The organism is Paenibacillus sp. FSL H3-0469 (assembly GCF_038051945.1).
Classification (GTDB): Bacteria; Bacillota; Bacilli; order Paenibacillales; family Paenibacillaceae; genus Paenibacillus_AQ.
Genome location: NZ_CP150302.1, coordinates 3,933,218 through 3,948,497, shown reverse-complemented (window position 1 = coordinate 3,948,497; position 15,280 = coordinate 3,933,218). Strand labels below are relative to the sequence as shown.

Here is a 15,280-nt window from a genome sequence, read left to right as displayed (position 1 = left end):
CATGCCTTGCATGCTGCTGAAGCGGGCGGAGACTCGTTCGTGAACGGTGGTTCACCCCCGGGAACGCTGGTTAAGTAGTGGGAAACCGCACACTATGAAATGGGAGGCGTTTCTTGATGTCTGAACATAATCATGTGGTGAGTAAGGACGGCAGTGTGACCATGAACCGGGTAACGGAGGCGCTCGACCGGATTGATCCGGGGCAGAAGGAAATGATACTGGACAACTTCGAGCACTTCAAGGCGTATTTAGGAAAGCGCATTCAATTGGCGCAAAAAATCGGTCTCAGCGACGAACAGCTGGCACTGGCCGCCGAGAAAATCGCCGGTTACCTGGCAGCGTATGAGGAGCCCCGCAATAGTGAAGAGAAGCTGCTGCTGGAATTGTGGAAGGCCGGCAACAAGGAGGAACGCCACCGGCTGGCGCATATGCTGGTGAAGATGGTGCAACAGTAAAAGAGGCAGCGCCGGTAAGCAACAGGAGCACTACCAGTATCACCAACAGCATCGGGTAAAATGGATCCCTGAAAAAGTAACATGAACATCGTTATTGCATTCCTTCCTATGAAAATAAATCAGGCGGTTCCGTGATCCTTGCGGAGCCGCCTGATTACTGTGCAAGTAACCTTTGACACATCAGTCTGTGGCTGAACCGTATCCTCAGCCCGTGCGTTTGCTTGGCGGCATTACATTCTTCCGGTTGTGAATTACATCGGTGCGGGTATAGTTAGTATATTAGTATAGATGTACGGTATGCTGAAGCCTCGAAAATCCAACCCATTGGAGCTGCTCTCACATGAAATTAAGCATTCTCGATCAATCCCCGGTGCCGGAGGGAAGCACTCCGGCCGAGGCGCTCCGCCAGACTGCGCTGCTGGCCCGCGAAGCGGAGCGGCTTGGTTATCACCGCTTCTGGGTCGCGGAGCATCATGCTGCGCCGGGCCTCGCCGGCTCCAGCCCTGAAGTGCTGATGGCGCATCTTGCTGCGGTAACCTCTACGATCCGCATCGGCTCGGGAGCGGTGCTGCTCCCGCATTACAGCGCGTTCAAGGTCGCTGAGAATTTCCGCGTCCTGGAGGCACTCTATCCCGGACGTATCGATCTCGGGATAGGGAGGGCGCCAGGCGGCGGTGCTCTGGCCGCCAAAGCACTACAGGATACCCGTGTCACTATTGACGACGTTGACCGGTACGAGCAGCAGATCCGGGAGCTGATGGCCTATCTGTATGACTCTGAGGGCGGAGCATCTCCGCAGCGTTACGCCGGATTACGGGCAACCCCTGCGGTGGACGCAGCGCCGGAGGTCTGGCTGCTGGGCTCAAGCCGGGAGAGTGCGGCGCTCTCTGCCCGGCTGGGAACCGGGTATGCTTTCGCCCGGTTCATTGCCAGGAACGGAGGAGCGGGGGCGGTGCATGAGTACCAGGATGGCTTCGCACCTTCCGTGGCTGCCGCATCGCCGAAGTCGCTGCTTGCGGTGTTCGCTGTCTGTGCGGAGACATCGGCCGGGGCAGACCGGCTGGCTGCCAGTATGGATCTCTCATTGGTCAGCCTGGAGAGGGAACACCTCTCTGCCCCGACCCCGTCCGTAGAGACAGCGCTGAACTATACATATACCCCGTACGACCGCTTCACCATTGCAGATAACCGGAAGCGGATGGTCATAGGCTCGCCTGCTGAAGTCAGGGAGCAGCTTCAGCTGCTGGCGGAAGAATACCGCTGCGGGGAGCTGATGATTTCTTCGCATATCCATGACTTTGAGGACAAGCTGCAATCCATCCGGCTCATCGCCGAAGCCTGCGGTCTGGAGCGCAGGACGTAGCCATTCCCGCCGGAATTTGGTTTTGGCTGCGAATAGGGTAAAATGAAGAGGTTAATTATATAGCCGAAAGGAAGCGAAGCAGAGATGTCGATTTATAGTTTTGCCGGAGTGAAGCCTTCGGGTACAGAAGTGCCGTTTAAGGACTATGAGGGCAAGGTGCTGCTGATCGCCAATACGGCCAGCAAGTGCGGACTGACCCCGCAATACGGAGATTTGCAGAAGCTGTACGAGCAGTACGGGGATCAGGGTCTGGTGGTACTGGGCTTTCCGTGCAACCAGTTTGCCGGCCAGGAGCCGGGCACAAGCGAGGAAGCGGAGTCCTTTTGCCAGATTAACTATGGAGTTACGTTCCCGGTGTTCGCCAAGGTCGATGTGAATGGTCCGGAGGCGAGCATGCTGTTTCAATACTTGAAGGGCCAGCAGCCGGGTGACGGCGAGAGCAGTGATATCCAGTGGAACTTCACGAAATTCCTGGTGGACCGCAGCGGCAATGTAGTGGCCCGTGTCGAGCCGAAGGAATCACCGGAGAGCATGAAGGAGCTTATCGAATCCCTGCTGTAGTAAGGCTGAAATTAACCGCTCTGAAGTAGCCCTTTATGAAAATTATCCTTGAATCTTTTCAGAGACCCTGTATCCTTTGAAGAGACATGTTTCGCGTGACACCATGAATGGCTTACAGGAAGCAAGGATGCAGGATAATAACGGCAGGAGGGTTACATACAGGCATGAGGTTAATTACAGAGGTAGCATCGGCAGCGGGGATTAAGGAAGAGCATCTGGAACTGTACGGCAAATATAAAAGCAAGCTGGCGCCCTCGCTCTGGGCAGAGCTGAAGCATGAGCCGGACGGCAAGCTGGTTCTGGTTACCGCAATGAATCCTACACCGGCAGGTGAAGGCAAGACGCTGACGACGATTGGACTTGCTCAGGCGATGAATGCAGCGGGTGTACGTACGGTGGCTGCGCTGCGTGAACCTTCGCTTGGTCCCTGTCTGGGGATGAAGGGCGGAGCGACCGGGGGCGGCAAGGCGCAGATTGTTCCGGCAGATGAGATTAACCTGCATTTCACAGGGGATATCCATGCGGTGAGCGCAGCCCATAACCTGCTCTCGGCGATGATCGACAATCATTTGTTCCAGGGCAACAGCCTGGGGCTTGATCCGCAGCGCATCGTCTGGAAACGAGTTATGGATATGAATGACCGCAGCCTGCGGAATATCGTGACCGGCCTTGGCGACGGCAACGGAACTGTGCGGGAGAGCGGTTTTCAGATTACAACAGCCTCCGAGATTATGGCCGTGCTGTGCCTGTGCAGCGACCTTGCGGATCTGAAGCAGCGGCTCAGCCGCATTCTGGTCGGATATGACCACTCAGGTCAGCCGGTAACCGCACAGGCGATTGGAGCTGTGGAGGCGATGACTGCGCTATTGAAGGAGGCGGTGAAGCCGAATCTGGTGCAGACGCTGGAAGGAACCCCGGTCATTGTGCATGGCGGCCCGTTCGCCAATATTGCCCACGGCTGCAGCAGTGTGATCGGAACCCGCTACGCGCTGAAGTTGGGCGATGTGGTGGTGACCGAGGCAGGCTTCGGCGCAGATCTGGGCGCGGAGAAATTCATGGATATCAAATGCCGCCAGGCAGGGCTTGCTCCTGCGGCTGCTGTCCTGGTGGTAACGGTGAAGTCGCTGAAATACAACGGCGGCGTCCGCAAGGAAGAGCTGTATGAGGGCAACCGGCCGGCGCTGCTCTCCGGATTGTCCAATATGGAGCGTCATATTGAGAATCTGCGCAAGTTTGGCGTGCCTGTGCTGGTGGCGCTGAATCATTTTGAGGGGGATGCCCCTGCGGAAGTGAATGAGGTGCTGGAGGCCTGCGGGCGGCTGGGGGTACCTGCTGCGGTATCCAAGGTATGGGCGGAGGGAAGCGCGGGCGGACAGGAGCTGGCGAAGGAGCTGCTGAAGCTGCTGGACCGGGAGGAGCCTGTGCAGTACGCACCGCTGTATGATGACCATCTGGATATTCCGTCCAAAATCAACCGCATCGTCACGGAGATCTACCGTGGAGCGGGAGTAGCCTTCTCTCCGGCCGCTAAGCGTAGTCTGGCTATTATTGACCGGCTGGGCCTGAACCATCTTCAGGTCTGCATGGCCAAAACCCCGTATTCCTTCTCGGATCAGCCCCGGCTGCTCGGAGCCCCGGAAGGCTTCACCATGGGCGTCCGGGACATCACCCTGTCCCTCGGGGCGGGATTCGCTGTAGTGATCACTGGCAACATGGTCACGATGCCGGGCCTCCCCGCCAAGCCTGCGGCAGAAGGAATACTGGTGGATGAGGATGGCGTAATTTCCGGTCTGGAATAAGACATCCCAGCCAATAGTTGTAGTGTGGCCTCACTTTGCCGCAGGTATGCTGCGGAGGGTGAGGCTATTTTTGTATGCAAAAAACCGATCACAATTGGACTGGGAGCGCAGCATAAGCCAATTTCCCTCCTGCTGTTTCCTGCTCCTGGCAGACATAATGCCCCTCCTCCGGGGGAAACTAAGCGAAGGTTGAAGAGCGCATCGGCGGTACTAGTGGAGTGGATGATGCGGTGAAACTCCAAAGTTATTAAAATTTGAAATTGTGAACAATGTGAGAAAAATCACAAAAACACTTGTAATGTGATAAATATCACAATATAATCAGTGTATAAAGTGAAAACAATCACAAACGTAAACACAAGCCTTACTAAATAAGCTTTTCAACTTGGAGGAGGAAGAAATCATGAAAGTAGCAGTCATTGGATGTACCCACGCCGGAACGGCCGCCATTGTAAATACCGCACAGTTATACCCGGATGCACAGATCACGGTGTATGAGCGTAACGATAATATCTCATTCCTGTCTTGCGGCATTGCCTTATACGTTGGCGGTGTGGTCAAGGACCCGCAGGGACTCTTCTATTCCTCCCCGGAACAGCTGGCCGCGCTGGGTGTGCAGACGAAGATGCGCCATGAGGTAATCAACATTGACACCGCCGGCAAAACCCTGAAAGCCCGTAACCTCGTGACCGGCGAGGAAATGGAAGATACTTATGACAAACTAATTATGACAACAGGCTCATGGCCGATCGTGCCTAAGCTCGAAGGGATAGAGATGGAGGGCATCCTGCTCTCGAAGAACTACAATCACTCCAACACCATTATCGAAGAAGCGCAGAAGGTGAACAGAATTACTGTGGTCGGTGCCGGATATATCGGGGTCGAGCTGGTGGAGGCTTTTCAGATGAACGGCAAGGAAGTTACGCTGATTGATGGGGAAGACCGCATCCTGAGCAAATATCTCGATGAAGAGTTCACCGCACCGATCCAGCAGTCGCTTGAGGATCACGGCATTAAGCTGGCGCTGGGCGAAAAGGTTGCCTCCTTCGCAGGGGAGAACGGCAGAGTGACCAAGGTGATTACGAGCAAGGGTGAGCATGAGACGGATCTGGTGATTCTCTGCATCGGCTTCCGTCCAAATACCGAGCTGCTGAAGGGTCAAGTGGATATGCTGCCGAATGGCGCGATTATGGTGAACGATTATATGCAGACCAGCCTGCCTGATGTCTATGCTGCCGGTGACAGCTGTGCGATTCATTACAATCCAACGGGTAAGCACGCATACATTCCGCTGGCCACCAATGCAGTGCGTATGGGAACGCTGGTCGCCCGCAACTTGGTCTCGAACACGATCCCTTACATGGGTACGCAAGGAACGTCGGGCATCAAGATCTATGAAGACAATATTGCCGGAACCGGACTGACGGAAGAGGCGGCCGCAGCCGAGGGAATGGATACGGAAAGTGTGATGCTGATCGACAACTACCGTCCGGAGTTCATGCCAACCTTCGAGCAGGTTCAGGTAAAAGTGGTCTTTGACCGTGCCACCCGCCGCATTCTGGGCGCGCAGATTATGTCCAAGATGGATCTGACGCAGTCGATCAATACCGTATCGGTCTGCATCCAGAATAAGATGACCGTTGACCAGCTGGCCTTCATCGACTTCTTCTTCCAGCCGCACTACAACAAGCCTTGGAACTTCCTGAACACCGCAGGCCTCCAGGCTCTGCCTAAGCCTGCTCCGGTCAAGGAGCCTGTCCACGCTTAATTTATTGATACCTTTGTATTAGAGCCCATTCCGGGCTCTTTTTTTTGATAAGGGAATTATGATTTTCTTCCGATGTGGATAAGTGGTGCATAAAGCCGGGGATACGCGAGTGGTCATCCGGGCTGAATGTGGTCGAAAAACCGACTACATCTTATCCGTCTATTTCTCGCCGAAACGGTACCGTCCTTGTGAAGGACGACAAAGCCGTTTACTCTTGTGTTTCTTAAATGTTATGTGCTCAGCTGCGGTCCTCAATCAACACAATTTCTCCATCCTTAATGCCGAATATAGACGTTCCCTTTAGCCGCAGCATATCACCGGCCGATAATCCTCCAGGCATATCTACGACAAGAATGCCTTCATAATCAATGGCCACCTCAACATTATTGTCAGGTCCTGCGCTGTACCCGATAATGATCTGGCGGCGGCTGGAGAACATCGTTGATGATTGCTCAGCCAATGCCCGGAATGCCGGGATGCCGCTGGTTTCCGTGGTGGTTACCCCATCCGAAATATTCCGGAAAATGATATTCTGGTGCATCAGGTCAACCATGCCTTGAATGTCAAAAGAATTATATGCCCTGATATACGTTTCAATGATGTCCTGTACTTCTTGGCTAACCATACAAAGACTCCTCTCTCTGGCCTGTTTAACAAGCAGCCGGTATAACTTTTATCTTTTTTATTCGCTGCTGGATGCTCCGGTTCCTTCCGTTGAGTTTAATCTGTGAATTCCTTGAACTGCATTAAATCAGTGCATGATGCCAGCTTTTATGGTAAATTTGACATGTCAGTGAAAACTTTCACTAGGTTTTTCGGATAGTGACTTTTATCACGTAAATGTGATTAGGATCACGTTACAATGGCATAAAGGAACAAATTTTAAGTAATTCGAAGGGGATAGGAATCATGGCTTATAACAAACCGCAGGGAATCGCTGAAGTGACGGTAGAGAACGGAGTCAAGAAGGCACATAATCCGCTTAGCACTGTACTCATTCTCGGTTTTCTGGGAGGAGCGTTTATTGCGCTCGGATTTTTGCTGGATATTCGTGTCATTGCCGGTGCGCCTGCCGAGTGGGGGTCCATCGCTAACTTCATCGGGGCTGCGGTGTTCCCGGTTGGACTCATTCTGGTGCTGCTTGCCGGAGGGGAACTGCTGACAGGCAATATGATGGCGGTGCCACTGGCGTTCATTGCGAAGAAGATCTCGTTCTTGGAAGTGATCAAGAATCTGGTGCTGATCACGCTCAGCAACCTGGCAGGCGCCTTGTTCGTCGCTTATTTCTTCGGTCACATCGTTGGCCTTACATCAGATGGTGTGTATCTGGAGAAGCTGGTAAGTATGGCGGAGCATAAGATCGACGCTACGTTCCTGCAGGCTTTTATCTCCGGGATCGGCTGTAACTGGCTGGTAGCGCTGGCGGTATGGCTGTCGTACGGGGCAGACAATTTCAGCGGCAAAATCCTCGGTATCTGGTTCCCGACCATGGCGTTTGTGGCCATCGGCTTCCAGCACGTTGTAGCTAACATGTTCCTTATCCCTGCTGCGATCTTCGAAGGACATTTCACCTGGGGCCAGTATGTGGCCAACTTCGTTCCGGTCTGGCTGGGCAATCTGACGGGCGGCGCGATCTTCGTGGCTGCTGCGTACTGGATGGCCTATCTGCGCAAAGAGCCGGGAGCAGTGAGCTCGGCTGCAGGCGTCCCTGCTGCGGGCTTGAAGAAACACGCTTAATCAATACCGGACCTGACCCGGTGTGAATCGCCGGACTGTAACATAGCTTGGCCCAGGCACTTCCTGCTTCTCGGCACCCTGCTTCAAGGGATTCGTAGAGACAGGGAGTGTTTTTTTATGCAAATAAAAGAATCCGGACAAAACAAAATTCACCGTGCAATCCGATTCGGGGGAACGAAATCGGATCTCACGGTGAATAAAATAGGGAGTGTTTCATATGGATCATTACCCCGGGTTCCGGGGAACGAATCAGTGCCGGCAAGGTATTTTTGTTTACGTGTGAAAGAGCGGGTTATAGAATATTAATATCGCTGGCGGCGGTGAAGACGGGATTGATTTTCAATAGAATAATTCCCTGGTTTCCCGCGATACAGCATTAACGCGAATGCTTGCCCTGCCCCCTGTTTTCGGATGATACTGGATGGATTAATGACAGCTATGTTACAGGGGATGACAGACAAGATATGAGATTCATGCAGGCCTATCCGAAGGAAATTAAAGTATTCTTGATTGCCAGTCTTATTAATGCTACCGGCAGTGCGCTGATGTGGCCGCTGGTTACGATGTATGTATTCGATGAACTGGGACGCAGTATGAAGGACGCGGGGATCGTTCTGCTGGTGCAGTCACTTGGCGGGATTGCCGGTCAGCTGCTGGGCGGCTCGTTGTACCATAAGGTAGGGGTCAACCGCCTGATTGTCGGTGCTCTGGCCATGAATGCTCTGACGCTGTTTGCCCTCCCGTGGGCAAGCGGAAGCTGGAGCGTATTCATTATCGTGATGGGGCTGATGGGGCTGTTCAACTCCCTCTCCCTCCCGGCCATTCAGGCGTTTATCGGCTTCCGGTTCGCGGAGCAACGGGCAGAGCTGTTCAATATCATCTATGTTGCCAATAATATAGGGGTAGCCCTGGGAACTTCGCTGAGCGGCTTCCTGGGCAATTATATGCTGAGCTTTGTGCTCAACGGGGTTACCTCGGCCGTATTTGCCGGATTCTTCTTCGTCTATCTGCGCAAGGTAGGGGCGGCACCGGCTCAGGGCAAAGCCGCTAAGAAGCAGCCGCAGAATGAAGGTTCCGGCTGGAAACTTCTCGGCCATATACGGATCTACCTGTTCATGGCGCTGGGCTCGATGTTCCTGCTGATCGGTAATTCGATCTGGAACAGCGGAGTCTCGCCGTTCATTATCTCGGAGGGCTGGTCGAAGCAGCTATACGGCTTCCTCTGGACGCTGAACGGCGTGCTGATCTTCGCGGCGCAGCCGCTGGTCAGCCTGATCAAGCGCGGGTTCGCGCAGACGTCAACCGCGCAGATGACAGCAAGCGCCGTCTTTTACCTGGCCGGGTATGCTGTCATTCTGATGATGCCAAGCTATCCGGGGATGCTGCTGGGCATGGTGCTGGCTACGCTTGGGGAGATGCTGATCTCTCCGGCGATGCCTTCCTTCATCTCGGAGCATGCCCAGCGCAGCGCGCCGTTCTATCTCGGGCTTAGCGGCGGGATTGGTGCAATCGGCCGTGTCATCGGGCCCTATCTGATGGGCGTCCAGTTCGACAGGGGCGGTCTTGCGCCAACCGCCTGGCTGGCTTGCGGCATGGCCGTGCTGTCCGTGGGATACTTCGCGGTCCACGCCTATATCAATCGTTCGGCTGTACAGCCTGAGCGCAGGACTGCATAATCGTTCAGGCTGTAACTAATCCTTTTACTATGCTTAGTAAGGCAAGGGGTGTATTAATGATGCAACCAATCAACAGAGATGCTGCGCTGCTTATCCGGCCCTCCGAAATCAGGGATGCCCGTGAGCTGATCGTGCTGGATAATATGATCTGGACGGAGAATACAACCCCGGGTCCGCTGATGTGGCGCTCGCGGGAGGACTATCTGCTGCATGCGCCGCCCGGCTCCCAGCTGGTAGCCTTGCAGAACGGGGAGCTATGCGGTTATGTCGGCTTCGGCTGTCCCAGCGGGATGGAGAGCAACCGCCATGTATGCGAGGTGAATATCGCTGTGCACCCGCGCTTTCAGCGGCTGGGTGTAGGCACGCGGCTGATTGCGGAGATTAAGCGCCATGCCGCCAAGCATGGTATCCGCAAGCTGCGTCTGCGTGTGCTGTCCTGCAATACACCGGCGCTTAAGTTCTACCGCAAATGCGGATTCGAGGAAGAGGGACGGCTGCGGGAGGAATTCTACTTAAGCGGACGTTATGTGGATGAAGTATTTATGAGCTGCTGGCTGACGGGAGGAGAAGGGGATGGAGACTGAGATTAAGATGCAAGTCGTCTCGCTGAATGTCGGCAAGCCGAAGACGGTGGAGTACCGCGGCAAGCCGCTGGACACCGGAATCTACAAGCTGCCGGTAGCCGGGCCGCTTGCGCTTCGGGTGGGCGGGTTCACCGGGGACGGGCAAGCGGATCTGGTCAACCACGGAGGCCCCGACAAGGCGGTCTGTGTCTATCCGCTGGAGCATTATGCCCATTGGGAGGAGCGGCTGGGCCGGAAGCTGGAATATTCCGCCTTCGGCGAGAATATCACGGCGCGTGGACTGCTGGAGACTGAGGTGTGCATCGGGGATGTGTTAGAGATCGGTACAGCACTGCTGGAGGTGAGCCAGCCGCGCTTCCCGTGCTTCAAGCTCACGCAAAAGCATGGACCGGCAGATATGCCGGCCCAAGTGCTGTCCACCGGCTACAGCGGCTTCTACCTCCGCGTGCTGCGCGAAGGCAGCCTTGCAGCCGGGGACCCGATCGTGAAGCTTGCGAGCGGAGCAGGCCGTATCCCGGTGAGGCAGGTCCTGTACTCTATGGAGCACGGACGCAAGGACCATACCGGACTCGCGGAGCTTGCCCGCCTGGAGAGCCTTGCGGCTGGCCTCCGGGAGCGGTTCCGGGGCTGGCTGGCTGCGGCGGAGAGCTAGGTGGTGAAGGGGGATTGGTACGTGTGGGGCAGGGAGGGGAGCTGGGACACTGCTCCCACTTTCGCATCTGCACATGCCACTCTGTCATTCCGCCGCCCTCAACCCGCCTTTCAAGTAAACAAGTGGAAAAAGAACAACTAAAATAGTTAGTTTCAGCACTGTTAGACGAAATGTGGTCATTTAAGTGTTGATTATCCAACTATTGTCCGCACAAATGCAAATCGTTCATCAGCAAGTGGAGAAAATCCAACTATATCCGGTGTGCCCCCGAATCCGCCGAAAGTGGGCCGGTAGCGGAAATGAGGAGAAGAAGTGCCCCCGAATCCGCCTACCCGACCCATCCCGTGCACCCTGAATGCTCAGCCCAACCGTGTTCTATGACCTGCATCCCTCCCTGTTCAGCCCAGCAGCTTCCATTCGCTGCGCAGCAGGCCGTACACTGCGTGGTTCACATAACCGGCAGGCAGCTTCTCGGCCTGGCGGATGACTCCTTCGAAGATGAATCCCAGCCGTTCGGGGATCGCTCGGCTGGCCAGGTTGCCTGTAGCGCAGCGGATCTCGATGCGGTTGAGCTCAAGCTCCAGCAGGGCGTAATCGACAAAGACCCGGCAGGCGCTGGTCATATAGCCTTGTCCCTCATAGCCTTCTCCCAGCCAGTAGCCGATGCCGACCGAACGGTTATGCCAGTCAATCTCGTGATAGCCGATAATTCCGGCCAGTTCCTCCCGCACCCATAGTCCGGCGGTGAAGCCCCCGTTATCAATGCCCTGCTTCACGGAGTTCTTGATGAACGTGGTAAGATGAGCCTGCTCGGTTACGCCATCCACCCAAGGCAGCCATTGCCTGAGCCGGTGGCGGGAGCGTTCCACCAGAGCGAACATCTGACGGGCATGCTCCGGCATGAGCAGCTTCAGCTTCAGCTCTTCATCTATGACATAATTAAACATGCGGCTGCCCCCTATGCGTTGTGAGATATAAGCCTCGCAGAACTAACGCTTCTGCCACTCCAAGGCGTAGATGTCTTCCTCCAGGGCCTGCATGCGCTGGAGGGCAAGCGTACGGCAGTCGCTAAGCGCCCCGTTATAGATCGCCGGTCCCAGCTCCTTCAGGAAGAACTCCAACAGATTGTCTGCGGCCAGGTGGCCGATCGTTTCCCCGCGCTCCGCCTCGAAGTAGGCACGGATATTCTCCGTAATCATCTCCCGCTGCTCTTTAGGCAGTTTTACCGGTTGCATAAGCATCCCCCTTTAGCGTAATATTCCTATATTTATCATGCTACTCCATCGCCAGGAGAGAAGTCAAAGGATGCGGGGGCTGCTTCTTAACTTTTAAAATATAAGAATTTATATGTTTCACACGATAAATTATCCTTCTATTTCTCGCTGAAGCGGTACCGTCCTTTAAAATGACGGCACCTGCCGCTTCCACTTGTTGAACATTCACTGCTTAACGGGTATATTAGTAGGAAACATGTTCATACAAGGAAGTAGTTATATTACAGAATGAAAGGTTGATCAATGTGGAGAACCAGGGTACACCCTCCAATTTCATTAAGAACGTCATTACCGAAGATCTCCGCTCGGGTAAGGTTAAGGAAGTCGTCACCCGCTTTCCGCCGGAGCCGAACGGTTATTTACATATCGGACATGCCAAGGCGATCTGGATTAACTTCACGCTGGCGGATGAGTTCGGCGGCAAAACCCACCTGAGATTCGATGACACGAATCCGCTCAAGGAAGATACCGAATACGTCAACTCCATCCAGGAGGATGTGAAATGGCTCGGATATGAATGGGAGGAGCTGCGGTTTGCCTCGGATTATTTCGGGGAGATGTATGCGCGTGCCGAGCTGCTGATCAAGAAGGGCAAGGCCTATGTCGATGATCTCAGCGCCGAGCAGATCCGTGAATTCCGGGGCACGCTGACGGAGCCGGGGCAGAATAGCCCTTACCGCGAACGTGGAGCAGAAGAGAACCTCGATCTGTTCCACCGCATGAAGGCGGGAGAATTCAAGGACGGCGAGAAGGTGCTGCGCGCCAAAATTGACATGTCCTCTCCTAACATCAATCTGCGTGACCCGGTCATCTACCGGATCTCCCACTCCCATCACCACAATACGGGGGACGCATGGTGCATTTATCCGATGTATACCTTCGCACATCCGCTGGAGGATGCCATTGAGCATGTCACCCATTCCCTCTGTTCCCTGGAGTTCGAGGATCAGCGCCCGTTCTATGACTGGGTTGTCGCGGAATGTGAGATGGAGGCTGCGCCGCATCAATATGAATTCGGACGCCTTAATCTGGCCCAGACGGTTACGAGCAAGCGCAAGCTGAAGCTGCTGGTCGATGAAGGCCATGTGGACGGCTGGGATGATCCCCGCATGCCGACGATCTCCGGGCTGCGCCGCCGCGGCTATACGCCGGAGGCCATCCGCAGCTTCGTGCATGAGACTGGTATCTCCAAGAGCCAGGGGCTGGTGGATCTGCAGATGCTGGAGCACTTCATCCGTGAAGATCTCAAGCTGACGGTTCCCCGGACGATGTCTGTGCTGCGGCCGCTGAAGGTGGTTATTACGAATTATCCCGAAGGCGAGACCGAATACTTCGAAATTGAGAACAATGTGGAGAACCCGGAGATGGGCAACCGCCAGATTCCGTTCTCCCGTGAGATCTATATTGAACGCGATGACTTCATGGAGGTTCCGCCGAATAAGTATTTCCGCTTGTTCCCCGGCAATGAAGTACGCCTTAAGAATGCTTATTTCATCAAGTGCAACGACTTCATCAAGGATGAGAACGGCGAAGTGGTGGAGCTGCATTGTACCTATGATCCTGAGACGAAGAGCGGCAGCGGGTTCACCGGCCGCAAGGTTAAGGGAACGCTGCACTGGGTAGATGCAGGACAGGCTGTGCCGGCGGAATTCCGCCTCTATGAGCCGCTGATCTCTGCTGAAGAGGCGGAGACGGATGCCGAAGTAGAAGGTCTGGAAGCTTCCGCGGACAAGCCGGAGCCAACCTTCCTGGATCAGCTGAATCCGAAGTCCATCGAGATCCTGCAGGGCTTCGTGGAGCCTGGGCTGAAGGACAGTGTGGCGCAGGACAAGTTCCAGTTCTTCCGTCACGGGTACTTCAACGTAGACAGCAAGTATTCATCGCCGGAGCATCTGGTGTTCAATCTGATTGTATCCCTCAAAAGCTCCTTCCAGCCCAAGAAAGGCTAGAAGAGCTGCATATAGCAAACAGGCTTGGTCTCCCACCGGGAGGCCAAGCCTGTTTGCTATATCTTGCGTGCACTGCTAGTCCTCCGCCAGCTCATCCTCTGGATCAGCCGGAGGGCGGTAGCTGCCGCGAATGACAGTGAGCCACATCATTCCGAAGCCGATTGCCCCGAACAGGGCAAGAAGCGCACCGGATTGATACATCGTCTGCGCGCCTAGGGTCTGATACATCCAGCCGCCGAGGACGCCGCCTAGAATGCCGGAAATTCCGCTCCAGGTGAGCGTGTAGAGAGCCTGTCCAGAGGAACGGTAGGGCCTAGGCACCAGCAGCATGGTCAACTGGGTTCCTACATAGAAGAAGCCGCCGAAGGTAATGGAGTGCAGCACCTGAATAAGTGCGACCTGCAATGGGGTCGTTGCATCGGCCATCAGCCACCACCGCAGGAAGAACAGCGCGCTGACCAGCGTGAGCGAGGCCAGCAGGACCGGGATTCTGCGCCGGAGAAAGTAATTGCACAGGAGCAGCACGCCCATCTCCAGGATGGAGGACAGGAATACAGCGAGACCGATCATAATCTTGCTTCCGCCCAGCTCCGTGATGTACAGTGACACAAAGGTGTTATTCATCGTATTCGGAATCGAGACCAGGATGCCGAAGAGGATGAAGCACAGGAAGAACGGGTTATGGAAGATCTGGCTCATGCCTTTGAAGGGCAAGGGGGCGATTCCGATCGAATGGTCCAGCTTCGGCAGCGTGATCAGTGCAATCATCGCTGCACAGAGCAGTGACGCAAACAGATACGACAACACAGAGATACCGGCCCATTCAATCACGGGACCGGCAAGGATGGCGGTGAAAGCCCAGCCTAGCGATCCCCATAACCGGAAAGAGCCAAAGCTGCGGCTGGTTCCGTCAATATAGCTGAGAATCATCGTGTTGCTCTGGGCGAACAGCGGCCCCTGGAAGAAATAGAAGAACAGAATGGATATGTAGATCATTTCATATGTATTAGCCTGAAAGACAAGTTGGGTCAAGACCAGCGTTCCCGTCAGCATGACGAGGACAATCCGCCGGATATTCTGATACCGGTCACTCCAGATGCCCCAGAAGGGGTTGGCAATAATGGATACCAGAGCGCCTACAGACATCAGGCTCCCGATCTCCAGCTTATTCATTCCTACATCCTGCAGATATAAGGGAAAGAAGCTGGTGAAGAGGACAACCGTTCCATATACGAAGAAGTTGAACCATTTCAGAGAGGTGAAAGACAGCTGCTTATCGAGATGATCCCGCAAACTTTGCACTCCTTTCCCGCTAGGATGCCTGCATTCTTGCTGTGGCCGTCTTATGATGCCGCTGATATCACTGTAACATTTGTTGAAAAGGGATACAAACCAACTTTTATGGGGAATTACAAATCAATGGCAAAATATCTGTTTAACTTCAGTTTACATAGGCCAGTTA

14 protein-coding genes are annotated in these 15,280 nt (G+C 54.6%); 10 read left to right on the top strand and 4 right to left on the bottom strand.

Annotated features, from left to right (window positions below; all coding sequences use genetic code 11):
• The first annotated feature begins 116 nt into the window (after nt 1–116).
• The 5 genes from NSS83_RS17310 to NSS83_RS17290 all read left to right on the top strand — a co-directional run bounded on the left by NSS83_RS17310 (nt 117) and on the right by NSS83_RS17290 (nt 5,946).
• Entirely contained in the window at nt 117–455 is a 339-nt protein-coding gene (locus tag NSS83_RS17310; RefSeq protein WP_340751213.1) for a DUF3243 domain-containing protein, read from the top strand.
• Between the two features lie 340 nt (nt 456–795).
• Entirely contained in the window at nt 796–1,818 is a 1,023-nt protein-coding gene (locus NSS83_RS17305) for an LLM class flavin-dependent oxidoreductase (protein ID WP_341346127.1), read from the top strand.
• An 84-nt stretch (nt 1,819–1,902) separates the two neighbouring features.
• Nucleotides 1,903–2,379: a glutathione peroxidase gene (locus tag NSS83_RS17300; protein ID WP_341183562.1), complete on the top strand. Its 477-nt coding sequence runs from the start codon at nt 1,903–1,905 to the stop codon at nt 2,377–2,379.
• Between the two features lie 164 nt (nt 2,380–2,543).
• Nucleotides 2,544–4,178 (top strand): formate--tetrahydrofolate ligase, encoded by a 1,635-nt coding sequence (locus NSS83_RS17295; RefSeq protein WP_341346126.1) that lies wholly within the window; start codon nt 2,544–2,546, stop codon nt 4,176–4,178.
• Between the two features lie 403 nt (nt 4,179–4,581).
• A complete protein-coding gene (locus tag NSS83_RS17290; protein WP_341183564.1) occupies nt 4,582–5,946 on the top strand; it encodes an FAD-dependent oxidoreductase in 1,365 nt (454 codons plus the stop codon).
• A gap of 238 nt (nt 5,947–6,184) precedes the next feature.
• Here the strand turns inward: NSS83_RS17290 and NSS83_RS17285 are convergent, their stop codons facing one another.
• Entirely contained in the window at nt 6,185–6,571 is a 387-nt protein-coding gene (locus NSS83_RS17285) for a nuclear transport factor 2 family protein (protein WP_341183565.1), read from the bottom strand.
• A gap of 284 nt (nt 6,572–6,855) precedes the next feature.
• Here NSS83_RS17285 and NSS83_RS17280 point away from each other — a divergent pair, with 284 nt between their 5' ends.
• The 4 genes from NSS83_RS17280 (at nt 6,856) to NSS83_RS17265 (ending at nt 10,595) form a co-directional block, all read left to right on the top strand.
• Nucleotides 6,856–7,683: a formate/nitrite transporter family protein gene (locus tag NSS83_RS17280; protein ID WP_341183566.1), complete on the top strand. Its 828-nt coding sequence runs from the start codon at nt 6,856–6,858 to the stop codon at nt 7,681–7,683.
• Between the two features lie 464 nt (nt 7,684–8,147).
• Complete coding sequence (locus NSS83_RS17275) at nt 8,148–9,359, top strand: MFS transporter (protein WP_341183567.1); 1,212 nt, start codon at nt 8,148–8,150, stop codon at nt 9,357–9,359.
• A gap of 59 nt (nt 9,360–9,418) precedes the next feature.
• Nucleotides 9,419–9,943, top strand: coding sequence for a GNAT family N-acetyltransferase (locus NSS83_RS17270; protein WP_341185187.1), 525 nt, complete (start codon nt 9,419–9,421; stop codon nt 9,941–9,943).
• Entirely contained in the window at nt 9,933–10,595 is a 663-nt protein-coding gene (locus NSS83_RS17265) for an MOSC domain-containing protein (RefSeq protein ID WP_341183568.1), read from the top strand. The genes NSS83_RS17270 and NSS83_RS17265 overlap by 11 nt, the downstream gene beginning before the upstream one ends.
• Before the next feature lie 398 nt (nt 10,596–10,993).
• Here NSS83_RS17265 and NSS83_RS17260 read toward each other — a convergent pair whose 3' ends face one another.
• Together NSS83_RS17260 and NSS83_RS17255 are read right to left on the bottom strand one after the other, a co-directional pair.
• Complete coding sequence (locus NSS83_RS17260; RefSeq protein WP_341183569.1) at nt 10,994–11,542, bottom strand: GNAT family protein; 549 nt, start codon at nt 11,540–11,542, stop codon at nt 10,994–10,996.
• Between the two features lie 42 nt (nt 11,543–11,584).
• Entirely contained in the window at nt 11,585–11,830 is a 246-nt protein-coding gene (locus NSS83_RS17255; RefSeq protein WP_036690395.1) for a DUF2164 domain-containing protein, read from the bottom strand.
• A 284-nt stretch (nt 11,831–12,114) separates the two neighbouring features.
• Between NSS83_RS17255 and NSS83_RS17250 the strand changes: the two genes are divergently transcribed.
• Nucleotides 12,115–13,818 carry a glutamine--tRNA ligase/YqeY domain fusion protein gene (locus NSS83_RS17250; protein ID WP_341185188.1) on the top strand — a complete coding sequence of 568 codons (1,704 nt, stop codon included), beginning with the start codon at nt 12,115–12,117 and terminating at the stop codon, nt 13,816–13,818.
• 75 nt (nt 13,819–13,893) lie between these two features.
• On the opposite strand, the gene NSS83_RS17245 is transcribed toward NSS83_RS17250, so the two are convergent.
• A complete protein-coding gene (locus tag NSS83_RS17245; protein ID WP_341183570.1) occupies nt 13,894–15,111 on the bottom strand; it encodes an MFS transporter in 1,218 nt (405 codons plus the stop codon).
• Between the last annotated feature and the right edge of the window lie 169 nt (nt 15,112–15,280).

What these genes read in the sequence shown, in the direction of transcription:
- NSS83_RS17310 (WP_340751213.1), top strand. Translation starts at nt 117, where the DNA reads ATGTCTGAACATAATCATGTGGTGAGTAAGGACGGCAGTGTGACCATG.
- NSS83_RS17305 (WP_341346127.1), top strand. Translation starts at nt 796, where the DNA reads ATGAAATTAAGCATTCTCGATCAATCCCCGGTGCCGGAGGGAAGCACT.
- NSS83_RS17300 (WP_341183562.1), top strand. Translation starts at nt 1,903, where the DNA reads ATGTCGATTTATAGTTTTGCCGGAGTGAAGCCTTCGGGTACAGAAGTG.
- NSS83_RS17295 (WP_341346126.1), top strand. Translation starts at nt 2,544, where the DNA reads ATGAGGTTAATTACAGAGGTAGCATCGGCAGCGGGGATTAAGGAAGAG.
- NSS83_RS17290 (WP_341183564.1), top strand. Translation starts at nt 4,582, where the DNA reads ATGAAAGTAGCAGTCATTGGATGTACCCACGCCGGAACGGCCGCCATT.
- NSS83_RS17285 (WP_341183565.1), bottom strand. Translation starts at nt 6,571, where the DNA reads ATGGTTAGCCAAGAAGTACAGGACATCATTGAAACGTATATCAGGGCA.
- NSS83_RS17280 (WP_341183566.1), top strand. Translation starts at nt 6,856, where the DNA reads ATGGCTTATAACAAACCGCAGGGAATCGCTGAAGTGACGGTAGAGAAC.
- NSS83_RS17275 (WP_341183567.1), top strand. Translation starts at nt 8,148, where the DNA reads ATGAGATTCATGCAGGCCTATCCGAAGGAAATTAAAGTATTCTTGATT.
- NSS83_RS17270 (WP_341185187.1), top strand. Translation starts at nt 9,419, where the DNA reads ATGCAACCAATCAACAGAGATGCTGCGCTGCTTATCCGGCCCTCCGAA.
- NSS83_RS17265 (WP_341183568.1), top strand. Translation starts at nt 9,933, where the DNA reads ATGGAGACTGAGATTAAGATGCAAGTCGTCTCGCTGAATGTCGGCAAG.
- NSS83_RS17260 (WP_341183569.1), bottom strand. Translation starts at nt 11,542, where the DNA reads ATGTTTAATTATGTCATAGATGAAGAGCTGAAGCTGAAGCTGCTCATG.
- NSS83_RS17255 (WP_036690395.1), bottom strand. Translation starts at nt 11,830, where the DNA reads ATGCAACCGGTAAAACTGCCTAAAGAGCAGCGGGAGATGATTACGGAG.